This window comes from Bacillus sp. ISL-35 (assembly GCF_018613355.1).
Classification (GTDB): Bacteria; Bacillota; Bacilli; order Bacillales; family Cytobacillaceae; genus Mesobacillus.
This window is the reverse complement of the sequence record NZ_JAGGQK010000002.1, coordinates 1-20,662: the sequence shown is the minus strand read 5'-3', so window position 1 is coordinate 20,662 and position 20,662 is coordinate 1. Positions and strand designations below refer to the sequence as shown.

The window sequence follows — 20,662 nt, the reverse complement described above, 5'->3', positions numbered from 1 at the left end:
ATCAAAATAAAATAGTGATTAAATATAATCCGAGTAATAGGAAAATAAAAAAGATAATTCCTGTTGAAACCTTTATCAGACTATTTGCCGACTCGAAGGTCTGGCTGTTAATGTTTTTCTGTACTGAAAAATAATGAATGGTCGCAAGAGCAAGGATGGTCAGACCGATCAGCAGGGAAAAAATGCTGACAAAAACAGCGATTGTATCGGCAAGCTGGCTCACTGACTTGATACTGTTGAAATGCAAGCTTGATGCCAAAAATCCAATTCCAATGATGGCGATGGATGTCCTGACCCATGCAAGATAAGTTCGTTCGTTCGCAAGATGCTGTTGGATATATTTAGATTCGAGCGTTTTGTTCTCTTCCATTTCAATCCCCTCTTTCATTTGTATCACCTAAATTTTATCACGCGAGCACCATGCTTCCCCTTCATATGCTCAACCCTATCCACTTTCTGCCTGTTTTATCATTCCTCGCGAATGGGAATAGTTATGCATCCTTAGATAGGAGGGTGGAATATATGATTTATATTATGATTGCGCTAAAGCTGGTCATCGGGCTTGCTGCACTTATTATTGTTACAAGGCTTCTTGGCAAAAAGGAGATGTCTCAGGTCACCCCTTTCGATTTTGTCTATGCGGTCGTTTTAGGCGGATTGGTCGAGGAAAACTTGTTTGAAAAGTCGTCTTCTACGATTTGGGAAATGCTATTCGGGATTGCTGTCTGGGGACTTTTGATTTTCATTGTAGAAAAAACAACCCAGAAATCTGATAAACTGCGGCCAATCCTGAAAGGACAGGCAGAACCACTTGTCAAAAATGGGGAAATACAGATTGAAAACCTGAATAAGGCTGAGCTTGAAATGGAGCAATTAAAATCTCTATTACGGCTTAAAGGTGTTTTTTCCATGAATGATGTGAAGGATGTCATACTCGAAACAAGTGGAAACATCAGCGTACTGTTAAAACCAAAAGCACAAACCCCGACATATGCAGGACTTGATGTACACGCTCCTAGATCAGATATCGCTGAAACGGTCGTTGATGAAGGAAAGCCAGTAAAGAATGGCCTAAAAAATATTGGCAAGGACGAGAAATGGCTAAATCAAAAACTGAATGAGGAAGGAATACAACAGCTGGATGAGGTCTATTTCGCTGAATGGTCCGAGTCTGATGGATTCTATATCCAGCAGAAAAGCTAGCTCAGATTTTATTGGCCATGATTCCACCATGGTTTTAATGCGTTATAATGAAGGTGGGAGGCTGATGATATTGAAAGAAAAGAAAAATGAAACGGCTGAACTGGATGAGGAAACCTTGTTCATGGTGTCGCAAACCTTCAAGGCCTTATCTGATCCGACTCGTCTGAGGATTCTTCACCTGCTGTTTCAGGGAGAACATTCAGTCAATGAAATTGCCGAAAAACTGTCATTGCTGCAATCCACTGTTTCACATCAATTGCGTTTTTTAAAAAACCTCAGGCTCGTTACATTCAGGAGAGAGGGTACAACCCTTTATTACACTCATGACGATGAACATGTCATCGACCTGCTGCGACAAAGCATAGAACATGCCAGCCATCAGTGAATCTGAATTGGCTGGCATGTTTTTAATTACACGGCCCATGTGCACACGGGCAGCCGTGTTCCTCCGCTTCGACCTGGAGCGTGCTGTGGTCGATGCCAAACCGGTCATGCAGCAGTGTCTGCGCCGCCCTGAGGACACGGTCATGTGCTCCTTCTCCTTCGACCGCAATATGGCCGCTAAGCATGAAAACCCCTGATGTGATTGACCAAACATGAACATCGTGTACATCTCTAACTTGTGGAATCTTCAATATTTCCTCTTTCACTTCTTCTAATTTAATTTGCTCCGGAGTACCTTCCATCAAGACATGGAAGCTATCCTTTGTAACCCTCAAGCCACTGATAATGATCAAGATCGCCACTGCGACACTCGCGATTGGATCCGCAAGTCCCCAGCCAAAAAAGTAAATAAGCAATGCAGCAACGATTGCGCCAACCGAGCCCAGCATGTCACCTATTACATGGAGAAATGCACTCCTGACGTTCAAGTTCTCATCTTTGTCACCCCGCATTAAAATCCATGCCGCGACTATATTGACCAGTAAACCGATAACTGAAATGGTCAGCATTCCAAGACTCTGCACTTCAGGAGGATTGGCCAGGCGATGGTACGCTTCGACAAATATATAAATCGAGATAATGATCAATGTCAGACCATTGAGAGCAGCAGCGATAATTTCAAAACGTTTGAATCCATACGTCTTTGTGTGAGTAGCTTTCTTTTCACCAAGCTTCATCGCAAATAAACTCAACCCAAGTGCAGCCGCATCAGAAAGCATATGCCCGGCATCCGAAAGAAGTGCCAGACTGTTTGTAAGGATGCCTCCGATTACCTCGACAATCATGAAAGCTGAGATTAAAAGGAACGACCAGAATAATGCTTTTTTATTGTTTGTATGACTATGGCCATGACTGTGGCTGTGGCTGTGGCTGTGGCCGTGTGAATGATTATGGCCCATTTGTCAGCCCTCCCTTTATATATGAATATATGCTCATATATATTATTATGACTCAAATGTGAAAATGGTTCAACAATAAGCTTGTCTATTTTATTTACCTTATTATTATGTTTTTCACACATAAAAAAACCGCCAGTAATCAGCGGTTTGGTTCTGGACTTATAAATATTTGCGGTGGACTCCTTTTCCATCATACGTATAAAGCATGGCCCTGCCTTCGACAATCGTTTCGATATGGCACTTCCTGCCCCATAGCTGATGGATATACGGCAGGACTTTTTCAAGGTATTTAATATCCAGTTCTATCCCTTCGAAGCCATGTGTTATATATAGCTCACCGTTTTTAAGGTAATCACCATCTGTCACAGTAAGATAAGGAAACCCGCCATTGACTCTCATGCTTACAAGCTGGTCACGGACCTGCTCCCAGGCTTTGTCCACGACTTTATATTCCCGTCCTTGTTTTTGGAAAAGATACATATCCTCTCGCATGACCAGATCCTTTGTCAGGTAATTGCGTAAAAATGAGATATCTGATTCAATCTCGCGGACTTCGAACATTTTTTCCCTTCCTGAACCTGGTTTGACACCTCGGCGTTTCATTTCCTCAGTCGGATTATCATACCGCTCTTCTATATCTTCAAACATTTTAATACCAAGATAATAGGGGTTGATTCCTGTCTTCGATGGCTGGACAACACCGGCATTCAATTTGGCGAACTCAATTGACTCCCCGCTGGTAAGGTCCATCTCTCGGAGGATGCGTTGATGCCAGTAAGATGCCCATCCTTCGTTCATGATTTTCGTCTCCAGCTGCGGCCAAAAATAGAGCATTTCCTCACGCATCATCGTCAGGATATCCCTTTGCCAATCATCCAACTCCCGGCTGTAGCTTTCGATGAACAAGAGAAGATCTTTCTCCGGCCTCGGCGGGAATTTCTTTTTCTTGTTTTGTTCTTTCGGCTGTGCATTTTTTTCATCAAGGTTCCAAAGATCATCATAAGGACTGGCTGCTGTTACTGGCTCATCATCCCCGTCATCATCTTCGATGGACCATGCTAGCTTTGGCCTCATTAAGGAAGGATCGATATGCTCTTCAATCGCCAATACAGCATCGAGAAATGACTCAACTGCTTGTTTTCCATGCTCGATTTCATATTTGCGGATCCTTTCCGCAGTTGCTGCCATGCTTTCAACCATATCCCTTTTCGTATTCTGGAAACGGACATTATTTTTGAAAAAATCGCAATGAGCGAGTACGTGGGCAACAATTAATTTGTTCTGGATCAGCGAATTCGAATCGAGCAGGAAAGCATAACAAGGATTTGAATTGATCACCAATTCATAAATCTTGGATAGACCCAAATCATAATGTAGCTTCATTTTATGGAATTGTTTTCCGAAGCTCCAATGCGAAAATCTCGTTGGCATTCCGTATGCCCCAAATGTATAGATGATTTCGGCAGGACAAATTTCATATCGCATCGGATAAAAATCCAGCCCAAATCCCTTCGCAATTTCAGTAATTTCAGAAATGGCATATTCTAGAGACTTCTGTTCTTCCGACACCATCTCTCCCCCTTTCACCTCATACAACAATGTATGAGAAAAAAAGGAGAAAGATGAACAGGTTAAAAACTTTACTGCTGTTGCTGTTCAGTTACGCTAAGGCTTACTAATCGGTTATTTTTTACATCATGTGTGATTTGCACTGTCATATAAACAGGTTTTCCGTTTACATTGACTCTGTACTGGAAGGAGTCCAGCACCTGGCGATCATCAATTTGCTTTCGGCCCATATACTTATAATCCTGGACCTCCTCACCGGGAAAATCTTCTTTGATCACGGCGGTAGCGATCCGGCCATACTTTTCATAATCAGGCCTTTGCGCCTTGCTATCGATACTTAAGAATCCGGTTGAAAAAAGCATGGTCACCGCGATTGATAAAAGAAACTTTTTCATAAGAACGCCCCTTTTCGTTGCTATTTTCTTCAAGTCACCCATGGTTCATGTAATGGCCGAATATACAGGTAAATATTAAAAACCCCTGTAAACAAAGGCGTCCAACATTTTCTGAGGAAGTTCCGCACACAAATCCATATAATATTATCAACTCCTCATAAGGAGGATTGACAATGAACAAAACGGATTATGACCGCGCACTATATTACACGCATCGGTCACAATGGGATAACCTGCTCATCCTGATGGTCAGGACCGAGGATCAATTCCTGGCTAAGAAAATTGAACATTTTCTCCACGCTTACAATTTTGAAAAAGATTATACTGTCATTGAAAGAAACCTGTATTCACTGCTAAGATACATCGACCACGCAAATGAAGCCGCCGGCGACGACTGCCTGGAAACCGCTGTAACCGGCTCGATTTAAACTGAGAATTCCACCAAAAAATAACACGGCCACCTATATTAAGGTGCCGTGTTTGTTCTTTTTTATGCTGCTATCCCTCAGGAATTTTCTGCTAGGCCGAAGGAGGTTCCTGGTCCACAAGGCGATTCCGGACTGCATACAAAGCCGCCTGGGTACGGTCTGCCAGTTCCAATTTTGCCAGGACGTTGGATACATGGGTCTTGACGGTCTTTTCTGTAATAAATAAGGCAGCTGCGATTTCTTTGTTGCTTTTTCCGCTGGCAATTTCCTTCAGCACTTCAAGCTCCCGTTTGGTCAGCTCATCAAGCGGTCTTCTAACAGCTCGGTTGTTCCCGGAAAGATGCTTTAAAACGAGTGAGGTTGCTTTTGGATGAAGCTGGTTTTCGCCTTCCACCATCCTGATGATCGACCTGACGAGTTCATCCGGCTGAATATCTTTTAGCTGATATCCAGAGGCTCCAGCCTCAATCGCAGGTATGACGTGCTCCTGGTCGGAATAACTTGTCAGCATCATGATCTTAATATCAGGATTTTTTGCTTTAATGACTTTTGTTGCCTCAATACCGTTCATTTCCGGCATGATTAAATCCATTAGGATAATATCTGGATTCAGCTTTTCTGCAAGCTTAACTGCTTCCTTCCCATTACCTGCTTCCCCAACGATTTCAAGATGTTCTTGCGTCCTGAGGAAGAATGCCAAGCCTCTCCTGACGACATGATGGTCATCAGCAATCAGTACTTTAATTGCCATCCCCTGTTCCTCCTTTAAATAGGAATCCTTATAATAACCGATGTTCCTTTTCCATGGTTACTTTTGATTTCAACCAGGCCTCCAAGTGAAGAAGCACGGGTTTGCATACTTTTCAACCCAAGTGACGGCAGCTCTTTTTCCGGATCAAAATTAAAACCGCAGCCATCATCCTTGATCCTCATTTCTACCAGTTCACTTGTCGTGGTAAGCAACAATTCAACTTTATTTGTCCCGGCATGCTTTTTGCAGTTGGCCAAACCTTCCTGACCAATTCGCCAAAGTGTTTCTTCTACTTTACCTGGCAGGCTTGCAATCCCTGATACCTTAGTGTCCAGATTTAAATCCAGCATTTCTGCATAACCGGCTAGCGCGCAAATGATTCCGTTCTCAAGACCGCGGGGGCGCAATTGCCAGATCAGCGCCCTCATCTCCCCCTGAGCTTCCTGAGCCAGGTGCTGTATGTATGAGAAAGTTTCTTTCAGTTCGGAGGTTCCCGCCATTTCAATGCCAGCCCTTGCCGTCAGGCTTAAGGAAAAAAGAAGCTGGTTCACTGAATCATGAAGGTCCCTTGCCAGCCGGTTTCGCTCTGCTGCCAGTGCAAGTTCCTGCTCTTGCTGGGCAAGTTTTATTCTTTTTATGGCAGTACCGATTTGAAATGCGACAGCTTCAAGCAAGGCAAGCTCTTCTTGTTCAAAATGTATTTTATGAGGAGAGCCGACATTCATGACCCCGAACTTCTCATCCCCGGCCCGCAATGGAACCGTCGCATGATGCGTCAATCCATTTGTATCACCTGTTTTATTATTAATCGCATCCTCAAGTCTTTTACATTCAAATATATTTGTTGCTTTATTCAATCTGCCATCATTATAGCGGTCCACACACCAGCAGCCGCCCTCGCACATTGGCGCGAACTCATTCTGGGATAATGCAGGAGGCAGTTTGGACTTTGCAGCCAGCTGATATTCACCCTCGCCATCAATCAGAAAAATCCAGCCTGTCTCCAAGCCGGTAATATGTAAAAGCCTTCTTAAAACCTCCGCCAGGACACGATTAAGTTCTGTCCCCTCATTCAGTAATTCTGCTATTTCCTTCAGAATGCTGACATTGGAATCAGCTTTATTTTCTGCCATACAAATCCCCCCGTTTCTCCCTATTATATCTTTATTCGGAAAATTCCGCTTTCTAAAAAAGTCTGAACCTCTCTCAGACAAAAGTCGTAAAAGCAAAAAATCCGAAGAGAGACTGACTCTCTTCGGATTGAATTTACTTCGGATAATTCTGTACCAGCGGATGGATGACAATTTCATCGATCAGCATATGCTTCGGTGCTGATGCCATATAGACGACAGCATTGGCATGTCCTCCACTTAAGCCAGTCTTGTTTTTAGGTAGGCCCTGTAACCCTCAGCTAAATTTATTTGTTTTTTACAGGTTCTTTGCTGCTTCCATTTTCTCTTCCACAACCTGCATGAAATTCTGTTCGATTTTTTGGAGCTTCTGCTTGCTTTCAGCAAGACTCTTGTCATTCACACCAAAATAAAACTTGATTTTCGGCTCAGTTCCAGATGGGCGAAGGCACATCCATGTGCCATCCTCAAGATAGTATTTGATGACGTTTGAAGAAGGAAGCTGGATCTTTTCTTCCTCGTTGTTTTCATTCACTCTTACACCTGTTAAATAATCTTCCACTGCAGTTACTTTCAATCCACCCAGATTCTTGAGCGGCTCCTGACGGAAGACTCCAAGTGTTTTCTGGATTAGCTCGGCTCCTTCTTTTCCTTTTAACGTCAGGGAACGCAGCCCTTCCTGATAGAAACCATACTCCTCAAATACACTAAGAAGCGCTTCGTACAAAGACATGTCCTTCTTTTTATAATATGCGCACACTTCAACGGCCAGCATGGCAGCCTGGACGGCATCTTTATCGCGGGCAAAGTCACCGATCAGATATCCGTAGCTTTCTTCATAACCGAACAGGAATTTATACTCTCCCGTCTCTTCATATTGCTTTATTTTTTCCGCAATGAACTTGAAGCCTGTCAGGACATCGATGGTTTCAAGTCCGAAAGACGAAGCGATTTTGCGCCCAAGTTCGGAAGTCACGATTGTTTTTAACACGATTCCATTGGCCTGGAGCGTACCTTTTTCTTTTTTCTGTGTAAGAATATAGTGCAGCAGCAGGGCTCCTGTCTGATTCCCTGTCAGCACAGTGTACTCTCCGTCAGCATCTTTAACGGCGATTCCAAGACGATCCGCATCTGGGTCTGTTGCGATCAGCACATCTGCACCGATTTTCTTTCCTTCTCGGATTGCTAGTTCAAATGCAGCATGTTCTTCAGGATTCGGGCTTTTCACTGTCGAAAATTCAGGGTCTGGAAGCTCCTGCTCCTTCACCACTACAACATTCTGGTACTTCAGGTTCGTCAGTATATTCCGCACAGGCATATTGGCAGTGCCGTGCAATGGGGTGAAGACCACTTTCACATTGGCTTCATCCGATAATGTAGGATTTTCGGAAATCGTCATCAGCTTCTCGAGATAAGCGCGGTCCACTTCAGGTCCAATCATCTTGATCAGGCCCTTATCTTTAAGCTCCTGCTCGTCCATAACTTCGATTGACAATTCATTTTCAATTTCATTCACTTTGGCAATGACTTCGTCAGCACCTTCCGGCGGCAGCTGCCCACCGTCCGGACCATATACCTTATACCCATTGTATTCAGGCGGATTATGGCTAGCTGTAACGACTATTCCTGCGTACGCATGCAGGTATCGTACTGCGAAAGACAACTCCGGAGTCGGTCTCAACTCTTCAAAAACATATGTCTGGATCCCGCGCGTAGCTAAAGTCTTTGCCGCTTCCATCGCGAATTCCGGTGATTTATGGCGGGAATCATAGGCGATCACTACACCGCGCTGCTTCGCCTCAGCCCCATGTTCTTCTATGTATGCCGCCAGTCCAGCCGACGCTTTGCGCACAGTGTATATGTTCATACGATTGGTCCCAGCGCCAATTTCCCCACGCATACCGCCAGTCCCAAACTCAAGATTCTTATAAAATACTTCCTCTAAATGCTTCTCGTTTTCCTTAAATGAATCAAGTTCGGCTTTAAGCTCTGGATCCAATCCAGCAAAACCAAGCCACTTGTCAGCATTCATCTTCCAATCCATCGAATGACCTCCCGAAAAATAAGATTTGAATCTTACAGCTAATTATAAAACAAGATAGAGCATGTTTGATAACTTTTATGCTAACTTGTTAAGTTTTTGATTTATTTTCAGTGATTTAGGAATCCACAGGACATATTGGTGAGCCTTTTTTCTGGTTTCTGGGATTTCGTGGCACCAAGATGGCTTATTGGCGACACATTTTTCCTCTGTCTGGGTTTAAAGTGCTCCAAGACGGCTTATTGGTATCACACTTCTCCAGTTTCTGGGGTTTAAGTGCTTCAATATGGCTTATTGGTGACACGATTATCCAGTATATGGGTTTTAAGTGTTCCAATATTGCTTATTGGTGACACGGTTATCCAGTATATGGGTTTCAAGTGTTCCAATATTGCTTATTGGTGACAAAATTATCCAGTATCTGGGTTTTAGAGGTTCCAATATGCTTTATTGGTGACACACTTTTCCTGTTTCTGGAATTTAAGTGTTCCAAGATGGCTTATTGGTGGCACGATAATCCAGTTTTTAGGTTTTCGATGTTCCAATACGCTTTATTGGTAACACATTTCTCCAGTTTTTGGGATTTAAGTGCTCCAATATTGCTTATTGGCGACAAAATTATCCAATATCTGGGTTTTCTGTGTTCCAAACGCTTTATTGGTGACATAATTATCCAGTTATTGTAATTTAAAGGTTCCAATACGCTTTAATTAGTGACCTGTTTTTCTTGTTTCTGGGTTTTTTGGACACCAAGAAGGCCTATTGGTGTCCTTTTTTTCACCTTCCTGGGTTTTACGGCACCAACAGCATCCATTGGTCACCCTTTTGATAATGTTTCTACGGGTAAATCTCCAATCAAAAATGAATGCCATTTAACGGCTTCAATCAATTCCAATACCACTGAAAAACACCTGAAGAATTTTGTACATTTTCCCCAGGTGTTGCAGCCATTTTACTTTTTATACTGAATCCGGTAAATATCGTGCCTGCGGTCTTTCAGCTGCCTTACTGTTCCGTCCTGGCGCTGGCGGCGGAGGATTTCGAGATCGACGTCGCCAATCATCACCATTTCGATGTTCGGGTTCGTTTCGCCGACAATCCCGTCCCTAGCAAATTCAAAATCCGATGGCGCAAAGATCCCGGACTGGGCATACTGGATATCCATGTTTTCTGTTTGCGGCAGGTTCCCGACTGTTCCCGAGATGACTGTGTATACCTGATTTTCGACCGCTCTTGCCTGGGCACAGTAACGAACACGAAGGTATCCCTGGCGATCTTCGGTACAAAATGGAGTGAAGATGATTTTCGCCCCCATATCGGTAGCGATTCTTGCCAGCTCAGGAAACTCGATATCATAACAGATCTGGATGGCGATTTTGCCGCAGTCTGTATCGAAGACCTTCAATTCATCGCCCCGGCTGATGCCCCACCATCTTCGTTCATTCGGCGTAATATGGAGCTTATACTGCTTGTCGATTGTGCCGTCGCGTCGGAACAAATAGGAGATATTATAGATTTCTTCATCTTCTTCTTTTACAAAATGGGAGCCGCCGATGATGTTGACATTGTAGCGGACAGCCAGGTCTGTAAAAAGTTCAATATATTGTTCCGTGTATTCGGCCACCTTTCGGACAGCGAGCGACGGTGATTTTTCATTCATGAACGACATGAGCTGTGTTGTAAAGAGTTCCGGAAAAACTGCAAAATCTGAGCCGGCATCCGAAGCGACATCGGTAAAGTACTCAACCTGGTGTGCAAAGTCTTCAAAAGATTCAATTTGCCTCATCATATATTGGACAACGCAAATACGGACCGGGTTGCTTGTTTTGAAAAAGCGCTTCGATTTCGGATGGTAGTCGACATTATTCCATTCCATCAAGGTTGCATATTTGTTTGACTGAAGATCGTCCGGCAAATAATTCGGATTGATCCTCATTAATATGAAGTCATTCCTTAGCTGGAATGAGAGTACAGGATCATATATTTTATGCGATGCGACCTGCCTGACATATTCACGAGGTGACATTTCTTCTGCATGCAGATGGTAATTCGGGATTCGGCCGCCGATGATGATACTCTTCAGGTTCATCTGCCTGGCGAGGTCTTTTCTCGCCTCATACAGACGGTACCCCACCTTCATCCTTCTGAATTCAGGATGGGTCATGACTTCAATTCCATATAAATTGTAGCCATCGGGATTATGGTTGGTGATATACCCTTCATCTGTGATGTCATCCCAGCTGTGGCGGTCATCATATTCGTCAAAGTTGATGATCAGGCTGGAACACGAACCGACCACCTTTCCGTCGTATTCTGCTACGAACTGGCCTTCAGGAAAAATTTCAAGATGACTTTCCAGCTGATCCCTTTTCCAGGGGTCCATTCCAGGAAAGCAGCTATTTTGCATTTTGATGATTTCATCAATATCCTCATGCTTCGTATTACGGATAATCATTCTTTTTTCAAATTTGGACAAATCCAGTTCAGTCATATATTGATGCACCCTTTCTTAATCGTCTTGCATTTATGTAAAAAAACACCCCAGCATATCCCTATACCCGCAATCAGCAAAATATAATACTCTATATGTAGCTTCTCCTGATGTATTGGGAAAAATTATTTCACATAATGTTAATTGAAATATTTTATTACTTTCCTTAAGATGTAATGAGGGATAGTTGTTTCTTTTATAGAGAATGTTTGAATAGAGATTACATAGCTTAGGGGAGATTAGCTTGCAAAAGCCGAAAAAAGATTCAAGGGAAACCTTATTGTTTACTGCATGGGCTACATCCATCATTGCGATGTTCGGCAGCCTATATTTTTCGGAAATCCGCCAGTATGAACCATGCCTGCTATGCTGGTACCAGAGAATAATGATGTATCCTTTTGCCTTGATACTGGGGATAGCCGTTGTGAAGAAGGATTATAAGATTTCTTTTTATACAATGATCATGGCTGCTGTCGGGGGACTGATTTCGCTTTACCATTATTCATTGCAAAAAGTGCCGTTCATGGCCGATAATGCTGCAACTTGCGGAAGGGTTCCATGTACAGGCCAATACATCAACTGGTTTGGTTTTATCACCATCCCATTCCTGGCTTTGACCGCATTCATCATTATTTTTTCTTTAAGCCTGGTTATTTGGAAGAAATCGAAGGAGGAAGCTTAAGTTGAAAAAAGTCATCATTTTTTTGGTTATTATCATAGGATTGTTCGCAGCTTTATTCTTTGTCAGTAAAGCGCAAAATGAGGAAAAATCTGAAGGCAATCCATACGGAAAGGACACGCTACATCCTGAAACCGTCAAACAGCTGGATGATCCAAACTATCAAAACATCATCCTGCCTGATGAACTCGATAAAAAGCTTGAAGCTGGAGAAAATGTTACGGTTTATTTTTTCAGCCCAACATGCCCTCACTGCGTTCGCACAACACCAGTGGTCGCACCACTGGCAAAGGATATGGATGTTGATCTAGTACAATACAACCTTCTTGAATTCGAACAAGGCTGGAATGACTACGGAATCGAATCGACTCCAACCATTGTCCAGTACAAGGATGGAAAAGAAGTCAACCGGATCGTCGGCTATCAGGAAGAAGCCACTTTTAAAGATTGGTTCAATGAGAACACTCTGAAATAACGAAAAACGCCTGCGGATTCGCAGGCGTTTTCTTCTTATAACAAAAGTCTGTTGGCAGCTTTGGCATAGGTACTGATATACTCTAGATGGACATGTTTTGATTCAGAGAACTGACTGTAATTGAATGGGAAGCAAATTCCGTAGTCCGTCAAGATCTGGACATTTTTACGAAACATGGACTGATATTTTTCAGGAATATGGCCAGACTCCAGGATCGAGATCAAAGTCTGCATACTTGTAATGACCTGGAAAGCGTCTCCGAGTGTACTGAATCTCTCGAACTGCTCCGGCCTTGTATGTAACACTTCCAGCCTTTCAAATTCATGTATGTCTTCATCCGTGAAGTATAATGGAAAAATATCAGAGTAAAAATAATTCGCAAGCTCTAACACTTTTTCTTCTTGTCCGGGCGTAGACGCATAAACAATTTTCAATGATCGACCCACCTTTTTTAACCCTTTGTAATCTAATCGTAATATATATTCCTAGAATAACATATCCATTCCGATTAACCGGGTGGTAATTATGCCCATGCAGGCGGTAAAAGTTGACAAAACCTAAGGTGAAATGGAATTTTATCTTACACACACAAATAAGGAGATTATGATGATCCAGACAAACAAAAAAGGCAACTGGTTTGAAATCACGGTTCCCGTAGAATGGGAAAAATACACAGTCGAAACTCTTTTCAAGGACTTTTGGAAGGCACCGAAAAAGCTGGTCCATACCTTCCGGATGGAAAAGGGCGTCTTACTGAATGGACAGTTGCCTGATTGGACACTTCCTCTTCGTAAAAGTGAACGACTTAGCGTGAAGCTTTTCACTGAGGAGGAATCGAGCTACGTACCTCAATATTTGAATGTAGAAGTCCTTTATGAAGATGATCACCTGATTGTCTTCAATAAACCAGCGGGAATGGACACCCATCCAAACGAAGACGGTCAGACGGGCACCCTAGCTAATGCTGCTGCATTCCATATGCAGGCAAGTGGTGAGGTCAACCGGCCGCGCCATATTCACAGACTTGACCGGGATACGACTGGTGCTGTCCTTTTTGCAAAAAATCCTCTCATTGCCGCCATCCTTGATAAGATGCTTGAGGAACGTTCCATCAAAAGAATCTATTTGGCACTGGCAGATGGGATCATCAGGCAGAAAAAAGGAACAATTGATAAACCAATCGGGCGGGACCGGCATCACCCCACAAGAAGACGAGTATCCGAGACAGGCCAGCATGCGATTACCCATTTTAAAGTTTTGGAAAAACTTAAACAGAAAAACCTTACCCTCGTCCAGTGTACATTGGATACTGGACGGACACATCAAATCCGTGTCCACTTTAGCTCCATTGGCCATCCGCTGGCCGGAGACGAGCTGTATGGCGGAAGTGACGCATTTTATCGGCAGGCGCTGCATGCAGCAAAGATGGAATTCACTCACCCGTTTACACAGGAAAAAATAATATGCCATGCTCCTTTTATCGACGAGGAACCGATCTTTATTAATATTGATCCAAATGAAATTTGATATATTAGTGGAACATGGAATGCCACACCTCACTCGAACAACCAGAAATTGCGCACAAAAATGCCCTTCCGAATCCGGAAGGGCTCATTTACCTTTTATTAGTCAGCTCTGCGCATGCTCTTCATTACAAGGCTGACGATGAATACTAGTGCGATAGCACCGATCAAGGCCGGAATAATCGCAAAGTCAGCAACTACAGGTCCCCAGTCACCCAGGATTGCTTGTCCAATCCAAGCACCTACGAAACCTGCGATGATGTTACCAATGACTCCGCCTGGAATATCTCTTCCAAGGATTAGTCCTGCAATCCATCCAATAATACCACCAATAATTAATGCCCAAAGAAAACTTAACATAATTGTTCTTCCTCCTTATGATGTGAATGTAATGTAAAGTAGTAGTGCCAGGTGTTCATGCACCTATTTTTCATACTGCAGTGTTTCTAAAATTAGGCTGTGCTGATGAAAATTGCTTCCCGGGAGCTTACCAGCTTGCTCTAATTTTATCTTACCTCTTTAACAGTGATGTTAAACCTGAGATTCTGCAGCAGACAAGCAGTCAATCTGAGATGTTGAATCATGTTGTTTTCTGCTTGTACACCTACATTACCACCCTCAGATTGTTTTAAAACCTTCAATATCCAAAATCCTTTTTTAAAACGTTTCGTCGGGTTTTATCTCTGTTTTTAGTGTATCCATTTTGAAAAATAAAAAACGGACTGATAAAAATTCAGTCCGTCTTTTGCTTATATTAAAAATCGATATGATCGGGATCAGCCCCAAAACGCTGATCTTTATTGAGGTCATCAATCTCCGCCATTTCTTGTTGACTAAGCTGGAAATCAAATACGTCGGCATTTTCTTTAAGCCTTGATGGCGTGACCGATTTTGGAATCGGAATAATTTCATGCTGCAGGTGCCACCTTAAAATGACCTGAGCCGGAGTCTTTCCATGGCGGTCAGCGATGCTACCCAAAACACGTTCATCCAGAAACCTTCCTCTGGATAATGGCGACCATGCTTCCACCCTAATGTCATTTTGCCGGCAGAAATTCTGAAGTTCCGTCTGCGCCAGCAGTGGATGAAGTTCAACCTGATTGATTACTGGCCTTTCTTTACATTGGCTTAGGAGATCCTGCAAATGATGGATTTTAAAATTGCTGACACCAATAGCCTTTACCCTGCCCTCTTGATAAAGTTTTTCGAGGGCACGCCATGTGTCCACATACATTCCTTTGACTGGCCAGTGTACCAGATACAAATCCAGATACTCGAGGCCCAGCCTCTCCATGCTTTCATCGAATGCTCGTAACGTATTGTCATATCCCTGTTCAGAATTCCAGACCTTCGTGGTAATGAACAATTCTTCTCTTGGGATGCTGCTGTTCCGGATAGCTCTTCCGACACCTTCTTCATTCTGGTAAAAAGAAGCCGTATCAATCAGCCGGTAGCCGTATTCCAGTGCTGTATGAATCGTTTCTTCAATTTGTGTCCCTTGCTCTACTTTGTATACACCAAGACCCAGAACAGGCATTTCCACTCCATTATGTAATTTGATTTTATCAAAAATACTGGCCATGAAATCCCTCTTTTTTTATCCATTTTATCCTTCAGCGGAAATGATTACAAATCAAAACGGCTGCCGAAAAGCAGCCGCTAAATCTATATAAACGGCTCATTGGCCGAAATTTTCATCTTCACTCAATTTCTAATTTCCCGGCAAAAAATTGTCCTAAACAGCTGGACATATTCATTTTTTAAAAATGGGCTTTTCCTTCTGAAAATTGTTTAGGGGATGATTAAAAGAGGAATTCAATATTAATCCATTATTAAGAATGTAAAAATCGAAACAAGAGTTTTATTAAATTTATGTAAATTTTTACGCAAACATCTTCATATTTCGACATCTTTAAGCTAAAATGAATTTCGCTCTAAAAAATTTATTTGGATAACAGTGGGGGGACCATAATGGTTTTCAGAAAAAAGGACAAGTTTGCTATTTTGCTTACGGATATCTCCGTAAATTTGAAAGAAAGCAGTGAATATTTTGCTGATTATAAACTCAACAATGCCAGCGATTTAAAAATCTTCACTGAAAAAATGAAGGACATGGAGACGAAAGGCGATAATTACATCCATGAAGTCATCATGGAACTGAACAATGCGTTCATCACTCCGATTGAAAGAGAAGACATTCTTGCCCTTTCTATGTCAATGGATGATGTCCTTGATGGGATGGAACAATGTGCGAACCTGTTCGACATGTATTCAATCACTAAAGCGGATGAGTTCATGATGCAATTCGTGTCTGCCATCAAGAGCGCTTCCTTTGAGATTGAACAAGCTGTTCAGTTATTAACTACAAAGAAACTTAAACAAATAAGAGAACATGCTATCCGGATTAAAGATCTTGAATCAAAATGTGATGGGATCCTTCGCCAGTCCATTAAACACTTATTTTCGGTCGAAAAAGACCCAATCAGAATCATTCAGTACAAGGAAATATATGAAGGTCTTGAAGAGATCGCAGACAGCTGCCAGGATGTTGCAAACACCCTTGAGAGCATCGTCATGAAAAACGCGTAAGGAGCCTGAGACATGGATGTAGTATTTTTAGTAACAGTATTGATTGTTATCGGGGCTCTTGCTTTTGACTTTATCAATGGTTTTCACGATACAGCAAATGCGATCGCCACTTCCGTATCAACGAAAGCCCTTAAACCTCGCCATGCAATTCTATTGGCTGCCATCATGAACTTTGTCGGCGCCATGACCTTTACTGGTGTAGCCAAAACAATTACAAAGGATATTGTTGATCCTTTCACTCTTGAAAATGGATCAATCGTGATTTTGGCTGCTTTGATTGCCGCGATCTTCTGGAATCTGTTGACATGGTACTATGGGATTCCGAGCAGCTCTTCGCATGCAATCATCGGTTCCATTGCTGGTGCGGCGATTGCAGCATCAGGATTTAGTGCGTTAAATTACAGTGGCTTCCTTAAAATCCTTCAAGCGTTGATCATTTCACCGCTCCTTGCTTTTGGAATAGGATTTATTATTTACAGTATTTTTAAAGTTGTATTCAGAAACAACAATCTCGCAAAAACGAATAGGAACTTTCGCTATTTCCAGGTTGCAACAGCAGCATTGCAGTCATTTACACACGGAACGAATGATGCTCAAAAGGCTATGGGTATCATTACAATGGCCTTGATTGCAAATAACTACCTGACTACAAATGATATCCCGCTATGGGTCCAGTTCTCCTGTGCGCTAGCCATGGGTCTTGGTACCTCAATCGGTGGCTGGAAGATCATTAAGACAGTCGGCGGGAATATCATGAAAATCCGCCCGGTGAACGGCGTAGCAGCTGATTTGACCGGTGCGCTGATTATTTTTGGAGCGACTTATATCCACTTGCCAGTTAGTACAACCCATGTCATTTCATCTTCCATTCTTGGAGTTGGAACTGCACATAGGGTAAAGGGCGTGAAATGGACTACAGCACAGCGCATGATTATTACATGGGTTATTACCCTGCCAATTTCTGCTACTGTAGCAGCTATCTCGTACTTTATCTTAAACGCAATCTTTTAATTAGGTTTTGTGATGATGAGAAGCCCAAGGCATCTGCCTTGGGCTTCTCATTTTATCCATAGAAAAGGTCATTATTTAATGTTGTCGATAGCGCCGATCAGCCTTTTCTCAATATCTGACGCGATGGCTTGCAGGTCTTCATTTTCAACAAACTTAATTAACTCAGTAGGCTTCGGCAGGCCCACCTTGGTTGCACCATTTTCTTTATATACAACAATTTTACATGGAAGGAAATAGCTCACGAGTGGACTTTTCTCCAGAACTCGTTTTGCTTCATGTGGATTGCATACTTCAAGGATGATATAATCTCCGTCTAGCTCTACGCCTTTACCAGCCAATGTCTCCTTCATATTCAGCGACCAGAGGACGCCAAACTTCTCATTTTTCAGGCTTGCTTCAAGTGCCGTTACCGCTTCATTCAATGACTTGTCCACTTCAATTGTATGATGGAACATACTTCATCTCCCCTTTCGATTTTAAAATACCTTTAAATGATAGCAGATAAACCACTATAGGTATTATATACATTGTGCCATAGTAAAAAACCGCCGTACATTTTTTTGCATACCGGCGGTTAATACTTTTATTAATCCATTTCCATCATGATCTTTCGTGCAGTTCGGAAATCTCCACAGATGATCGCTCTTCCAGTGGTCCCCGCAGATGAACAGTCGCGGTCCGTCCATCTTCATTTAAATGATCAATCCAGACAGAGGCACCATTATAGACAACATCGATTTCTGCAGATGACGATAAAATTTGCTTAACCCGGTTCAAATCCATTTTCCTACCTCCACAATCCATTTTCTCCACTATTTTAGCTAGAAGCTTTAGTTTTTATGCGGCACATGCAAGGAAACTTTGCCTAGCCCTTGTAACTAAGTTGTATTAGTCAATTTGAAATTATGGCCAATGCGCTGAGAAAAATTCCTTGCCTATCCGCCAATGGGCAGCAAGTTTACGTTAGAATAGAAGAAAACTTTAAAATTCAGGAGGACATTATGCCTGATTGGTCCTATCACCCGCTATTTAAACCATGGCTATCACGGCTCCCCGGAAATGCAGGCAGGGAATTCATCCACCGGGGAATGTCGACAATCGCCAGTGTTTTTGGAGGAAAATCATTCATCGAGTTTCTCGGCCATATGAGTCCTTCAGGAAAATTGTCACGCAACCTATTTGGACTTGATTTTAAAAGCCCTGTTGGATTAAGCGGCAAAATCGACCCAAATTTAACAGGAACTCAAGCATTCCAATCGCTTGGTTTTGGGGCAATCGAAGTTGGCCCTGTTTCGGTATTACCGCGGGAGCCCGACGTCGGTGCATCAATTGCTCCGACAGAAGATGCGCTTATCCTTCCGGAAAATCTACAGACGATTGGACTCCCGGCCACACTTGACACTTTGAAAAAGAAGAAAATAAATGTTCCAGTCCTCATCCGACTGGAGGAACCTGAAACAATTGCCAACCATTTCAAAGACGTTGGGGATGCATTCGTAATAGAAATTGACAGCATCAAAAGCCCGGAAGACCTGTCACAAATAAAAGCAGTGTTGGATAACAGACCGATTCTTATAGCAGTCAGCCATTATGATGTTGCGGCCACCCTTCCGAAACTTAAGGGAGCTAGTGCCTTTGCAGATGGAATCATGGTAGAGGAACACGGTGTCATGACATCAGGCAAACAGGTCCTGCCTTTACAGCAAATCAGCGGCCTGACTGGTGCAATCTCGATGATAAAAAAAGAAATTGCCTTACCAGTCGTGACTTCGGGGGGAGTTGTCGAACCGGCTGATGCTCTTGAATTGTTCAGGGCAGGAGCAGAACTTGTCTTTCTGTCTGGGGGCTATATCGCATCAGGACCTGGATTGCCAAAGAGAATCCAGGAAGCAATGCTTGATATCCGTGAAGAAGAAGCAAACATCCAACCAGGATGGTTATGGTATTGGTTTTTCGGACTGTTTATTTTGCTTGGTGGTTCCCTAATCCTTTTCTATAGTCTGACGAAGGTAATCCTTTTTTATGATGAAGCTTTCATGCAAATGAGCAGGCTCGAATTGATTACTTATAACGCCAACCTGTATAAATTCATGTCTCATGACCGGATGACCCTGGCGGGAACGATGATTTCTGGCGGGTTTATCTATATGCAGCTTGCCCGCCATGGCATCAGACACGGCATCCATTGGACGAGGAAAGCTTTTAACATCGGAGCAATCACAGGCTTCCTCGGGATTCTGCTGTTTCTCGGATTCGGTTACTTCGACTGGCTCCACGGATTGTTTTGGCTGATCCTTCTTCCTGTTTATCTAATTGGCTACAGAAAGACACGCGGTGCGAATGAGCCCCCAGCCTCCAAAAACCGAACCAACCATCGCGCATGGAAAAAGGCAGTATTTGGACAGCTATTGTTGGTAATTCTCGGCTCCTCGTTTGTCCTGGGAGGAATTATCATTTCCTCTATCGGAGCGACATCTGTATTTGTTGATACCGATCTTCAATATATTTGCATGACACCAGATCAGCTAAATGCACTGAACGAAAAATTGATCCCGGTAATCGCGCATGACCGTGCAGGATTCGGCAGTGCACTTTTCAGCGTGGGGTTATTGGTGCTGACAATGGCTCTATGGGGTTTTCACGAGGGTTCTGCCTGGGTATGGAGGACTTTTCTGATTGGCGGTATCCCAGCTTTTTCAGCAGGGATCCTCACCCATTTTTATATCGGCTACCTTGATTTCATCCATCTCCTGCCAGCCTATTTTGCACTCGCCCTTTACCTTGGCGGATTATGGCTGACAAGGGACTTTTTCAAGTCGGATTCCAGGTGAACCACTAGCACCTATGCAAGACTGCATACAAAGCCGATTGTCAGCAGTCTTTTTTAATTTGTTCAATATTTCCCTTATTTCTTCTGAACAAGACCCTTATGCGAAAGATTCGAATTTAAACAAGATGAGATATTACTTTGGACCGAGGAACATTCTTACTTGGACTTACTTTCAGACAGCTATTCTTCGTTTCCCGCCAAACC

General features: G+C 42.9%; 22 protein-coding genes. 9 read left to right on the top strand and 13 right to left on the bottom strand.

Translation table 11 applies throughout. The features are described 5' to 3' along the window. Position 1: 1 nt before the first annotated feature. Entirely contained in the window at positions 2 to 370 is a 369-nt protein-coding gene (locus J7E38_RS03370) for a YidH family protein (RefSeq protein WP_214709524.1), read from the bottom strand. Positions 371 to 522: 152 nt separating this feature from the next. Here J7E38_RS03370 and J7E38_RS03365 point away from each other — a divergent pair, with 152 nt between their 5' ends. Together J7E38_RS03365 and J7E38_RS03360 are read left to right on the top strand one after the other, a co-directional pair. Further along, positions 523 to 1,203, top strand: a complete 681-nt coding sequence (locus tag J7E38_RS03365; RefSeq protein WP_214709526.1) for a DUF421 domain-containing protein — start codon at positions 523 to 525, stop codon at positions 1,201 to 1,203. A gap of 64 nt (positions 1,204 to 1,267) precedes the next feature. After that, the gene (locus J7E38_RS03360; RefSeq protein ID WP_214709528.1) at positions 1,268 to 1,588 is read left to right on the top strand and encodes an ArsR/SmtB family transcription factor; all 321 of its coding nucleotides are present in this window, start codon (positions 1,268 to 1,270) and stop codon (positions 1,586 to 1,588) included. Positions 1,589 to 1,610: 22 nt separating this feature from the next. Here J7E38_RS03360 and J7E38_RS03355 read toward each other — a convergent pair whose 3' ends face one another. The 3 genes from J7E38_RS03355 to J7E38_RS03345 all read right to left on the bottom strand — a co-directional run bounded on the left by J7E38_RS03355 (position 1,611) and on the right by J7E38_RS03345 (position 4,510). Further along, entirely contained in the window at positions 1,611 to 2,546 is a 936-nt protein-coding gene (locus tag J7E38_RS03355; RefSeq protein ID WP_214709530.1) for a cation diffusion facilitator family transporter, read from the bottom strand. Between the two features lie 159 nt (positions 2,547 to 2,705). Next, positions 2,706 to 4,118, bottom strand: coding sequence for a SpoVR family protein (locus tag J7E38_RS03350; protein ID WP_214709532.1), 1,413 nt, complete (start codon positions 4,116 to 4,118; stop codon positions 2,706 to 2,708). A gap of 68 nt (positions 4,119 to 4,186) precedes the next feature. Further along, on the bottom strand, positions 4,187 to 4,510 hold the full coding sequence (locus J7E38_RS03345; protein WP_214709534.1) for a DUF3889 domain-containing protein: 324 nt from the start codon (positions 4,508 to 4,510) through the stop codon (positions 4,187 to 4,189). A gap of 173 nt (positions 4,511 to 4,683) precedes the next feature. On the opposite strand from J7E38_RS03345, the gene J7E38_RS03340 reads away from it, so the two are divergent. After that, positions 4,684 to 4,938 carry a YhdB family protein gene (locus J7E38_RS03340; protein ID WP_214709536.1) on the top strand — a complete coding sequence of 85 codons (255 nt, stop codon included), beginning with the start codon at positions 4,684 to 4,686 and terminating at the stop codon, positions 4,936 to 4,938. A 91-nt stretch (positions 4,939 to 5,029) separates the two neighbouring features. On the opposite strand, the gene J7E38_RS03335 is transcribed toward J7E38_RS03340, so the two are convergent. From J7E38_RS03335 to J7E38_RS03320, 4 genes are all read right to left on the bottom strand, one after another. Continuing rightward, the gene (locus tag J7E38_RS03335) at positions 5,030 to 5,689 is read right to left on the bottom strand and encodes a response regulator (RefSeq protein WP_215038168.1); all 660 of its coding nucleotides are present in this window, start codon (positions 5,687 to 5,689) and stop codon (positions 5,030 to 5,032) included. Positions 5,690 to 5,703: 14 nt separating this feature from the next. Further along, positions 5,704 to 6,822, bottom strand: coding sequence for a GAF domain-containing sensor histidine kinase (locus tag J7E38_RS03330; protein ID WP_214709538.1), 1,119 nt, complete (start codon positions 6,820 to 6,822; stop codon positions 5,704 to 5,706). A gap of 295 nt (positions 6,823 to 7,117) precedes the next feature. Further along, positions 7,118 to 8,863, bottom strand: a complete 1,746-nt coding sequence (locus J7E38_RS03325) for a phospho-sugar mutase (RefSeq protein WP_214709540.1) — start codon at positions 8,861 to 8,863, stop codon at positions 7,118 to 7,120. A 949-nt stretch (positions 8,864 to 9,812) separates the two neighbouring features. Next, entirely contained in the window at positions 9,813 to 11,351 is a 1,539-nt protein-coding gene (locus J7E38_RS03320) for a bifunctional GNAT family N-acetyltransferase/carbon-nitrogen hydrolase family protein (RefSeq protein ID WP_214709541.1), read from the bottom strand. A 244-nt stretch (positions 11,352 to 11,595) separates the two neighbouring features. Here J7E38_RS03320 and J7E38_RS03315 point away from each other — a divergent pair, with 244 nt between their 5' ends. Beyond that, positions 11,596 to 12,033, top strand: coding sequence for a disulfide oxidoreductase (locus J7E38_RS03315; protein WP_214709543.1), 438 nt, complete (start codon positions 11,596 to 11,598; stop codon positions 12,031 to 12,033). Position 12,034: 1 nt separating this feature from the next. Beyond that, positions 12,035 to 12,505: a thioredoxin family protein gene (locus J7E38_RS03310; RefSeq protein ID WP_214709545.1), complete on the top strand. Its 471-nt coding sequence runs from the start codon at positions 12,035 to 12,037 to the stop codon at positions 12,503 to 12,505. Between the two features lie 35 nt (positions 12,506 to 12,540). Here J7E38_RS03310 and J7E38_RS03305 read toward each other — a convergent pair whose 3' ends face one another. Beyond that, positions 12,541 to 12,939, bottom strand: coding sequence for a YhcU family protein (locus tag J7E38_RS03305; protein ID WP_214709547.1), 399 nt, complete (start codon positions 12,937 to 12,939; stop codon positions 12,541 to 12,543). 172 nt (positions 12,940 to 13,111) lie between these two features. Between J7E38_RS03305 and J7E38_RS03300 the strand changes: the two genes are divergently transcribed. After that, positions 13,112 to 14,032, top strand: coding sequence for an RluA family pseudouridine synthase (locus J7E38_RS03300; protein WP_214709549.1), 921 nt, complete (start codon positions 13,112 to 13,114; stop codon positions 14,030 to 14,032). Between the two features lie 98 nt (positions 14,033 to 14,130). Here the strand turns inward: J7E38_RS03300 and J7E38_RS03295 are convergent, their stop codons facing one another. Continuing rightward, entirely contained in the window at positions 14,131 to 14,388 is a 258-nt protein-coding gene (locus tag J7E38_RS03295) for a GlsB/YeaQ/YmgE family stress response membrane protein (RefSeq protein WP_214709551.1), read from the bottom strand. Positions 14,389 to 14,782: 394 nt separating this feature from the next. After that, positions 14,783 to 15,610, bottom strand: a complete 828-nt coding sequence (locus J7E38_RS03290) for an aldo/keto reductase (protein WP_214709553.1) — start codon at positions 15,608 to 15,610, stop codon at positions 14,783 to 14,785. 389 nt (positions 15,611 to 15,999) lie between these two features. Here J7E38_RS03290 and J7E38_RS03285 point away from each other — a divergent pair, with 389 nt between their 5' ends. After that, complete coding sequence (locus J7E38_RS03285) at positions 16,000 to 16,617, top strand: DUF47 domain-containing protein (protein WP_214709555.1); 618 nt, start codon at positions 16,000 to 16,002, stop codon at positions 16,615 to 16,617. A gap of 12 nt (positions 16,618 to 16,629) precedes the next feature. Beyond that, complete coding sequence (locus J7E38_RS03280; RefSeq protein ID WP_214709557.1) at positions 16,630 to 17,628, top strand: inorganic phosphate transporter; 999 nt, start codon at positions 16,630 to 16,632, stop codon at positions 17,626 to 17,628. Positions 17,629 to 17,699: 71 nt separating this feature from the next. On the opposite strand, the gene J7E38_RS03275 is transcribed toward J7E38_RS03280, so the two are convergent. Then, positions 17,700 to 18,083, bottom strand: coding sequence for a DUF302 domain-containing protein (locus J7E38_RS03275; protein ID WP_214709559.1), 384 nt, complete (start codon positions 18,081 to 18,083; stop codon positions 17,700 to 17,702). A 145-nt stretch (positions 18,084 to 18,228) separates the two neighbouring features. Then, a complete protein-coding gene (locus J7E38_RS03270) occupies positions 18,229 to 18,411 on the bottom strand; it encodes an H-type small acid-soluble spore protein (RefSeq protein WP_214709561.1) in 183 nt (60 codons plus the stop codon). A gap of 218 nt (positions 18,412 to 18,629) precedes the next feature. On the opposite strand from J7E38_RS03270, the gene J7E38_RS03265 reads away from it, so the two are divergent. Beyond that, positions 18,630 to 20,459: a dihydroorotate dehydrogenase gene (locus J7E38_RS03265; RefSeq protein ID WP_214709563.1), complete on the top strand. Its 1,830-nt coding sequence runs from the start codon at positions 18,630 to 18,632 to the stop codon at positions 20,457 to 20,459. Positions 20,460 to 20,662 lie beyond the last annotated feature (203 nt).

Bases quoted from the DNA above. Each gene is read 5' to 3' on its own strand.
- J7E38_RS03295 (WP_214709551.1), bottom strand. From the start codon at position 14,388: ATGTTAAGTTTTCTTTGGGCATTAATTATTGGTGGTATTATTGGATGG.
- J7E38_RS03355 (WP_214709530.1), bottom strand. From the start codon at position 2,546: ATGGGCCATAATCATTCACACGGCCACAGCCACAGCCACAGCCACAGT.
- J7E38_RS03335 (WP_215038168.1), bottom strand. From the start codon at position 5,689: ATGGCAATTAAAGTACTGATTGCTGATGACCATCATGTCGTCAGGAGA.
- J7E38_RS03300 (WP_214709549.1), top strand. From the start codon at position 13,112: ATGATCCAGACAAACAAAAAAGGCAACTGGTTTGAAATCACGGTTCCC.
- J7E38_RS03275 (WP_214709559.1), bottom strand. From the start codon at position 18,083: ATGTTCCATCATACAATTGAAGTGGACAAGTCATTGAATGAAGCGGTA.
- J7E38_RS03360 (WP_214709528.1), top strand. From the start codon at position 1,268: ATGATATTGAAAGAAAAGAAAAATGAAACGGCTGAACTGGATGAGGAA.
- J7E38_RS03270 (WP_214709561.1), bottom strand. From the start codon at position 18,411: ATGGATTTGAACCGGGTTAAGCAAATTTTATCGTCATCTGCAGAAATC.
- J7E38_RS03325 (WP_214709540.1), bottom strand. From the start codon at position 8,863: ATGGATTGGAAGATGAATGCTGACAAGTGGCTTGGTTTTGCTGGATTG.
- J7E38_RS03330 (WP_214709538.1), bottom strand. From the start codon at position 6,822: ATGGCAGAAAATAAAGCTGATTCCAATGTCAGCATTCTGAAGGAAATA.
- J7E38_RS03350 (WP_214709532.1), bottom strand. From the start codon at position 4,118: ATGGTGTCGGAAGAACAGAAGTCTCTAGAATATGCCATTTCTGAAATT.
- J7E38_RS03290 (WP_214709553.1), bottom strand. From the start codon at position 15,610: ATGGCCAGTATTTTTGATAAAATCAAATTACATAATGGAGTGGAAATG.
- J7E38_RS03320 (WP_214709541.1), bottom strand. From the start codon at position 11,351: ATGACTGAACTGGATTTGTCCAAATTTGAAAAAAGAATGATTATCCGT.
- J7E38_RS03340 (WP_214709536.1), top strand. From the start codon at position 4,684: ATGAACAAAACGGATTATGACCGCGCACTATATTACACGCATCGGTCA.
- J7E38_RS03365 (WP_214709526.1), top strand. From the start codon at position 523: ATGATTTATATTATGATTGCGCTAAAGCTGGTCATCGGGCTTGCTGCA.
- J7E38_RS03265 (WP_214709563.1), top strand. From the start codon at position 18,630: ATGCCTGATTGGTCCTATCACCCGCTATTTAAACCATGGCTATCACGG.
- J7E38_RS03285 (WP_214709555.1), top strand. From the start codon at position 16,000: ATGGTTTTCAGAAAAAAGGACAAGTTTGCTATTTTGCTTACGGATATC.
- J7E38_RS03280 (WP_214709557.1), top strand. From the start codon at position 16,630: ATGGATGTAGTATTTTTAGTAACAGTATTGATTGTTATCGGGGCTCTT.
- J7E38_RS03345 (WP_214709534.1), bottom strand. From the start codon at position 4,510: ATGAAAAAGTTTCTTTTATCAATCGCGGTGACCATGCTTTTTTCAACC.
- J7E38_RS03370 (WP_214709524.1), bottom strand. From the start codon at position 370: ATGGAAGAGAACAAAACGCTCGAATCTAAATATATCCAACAGCATCTT.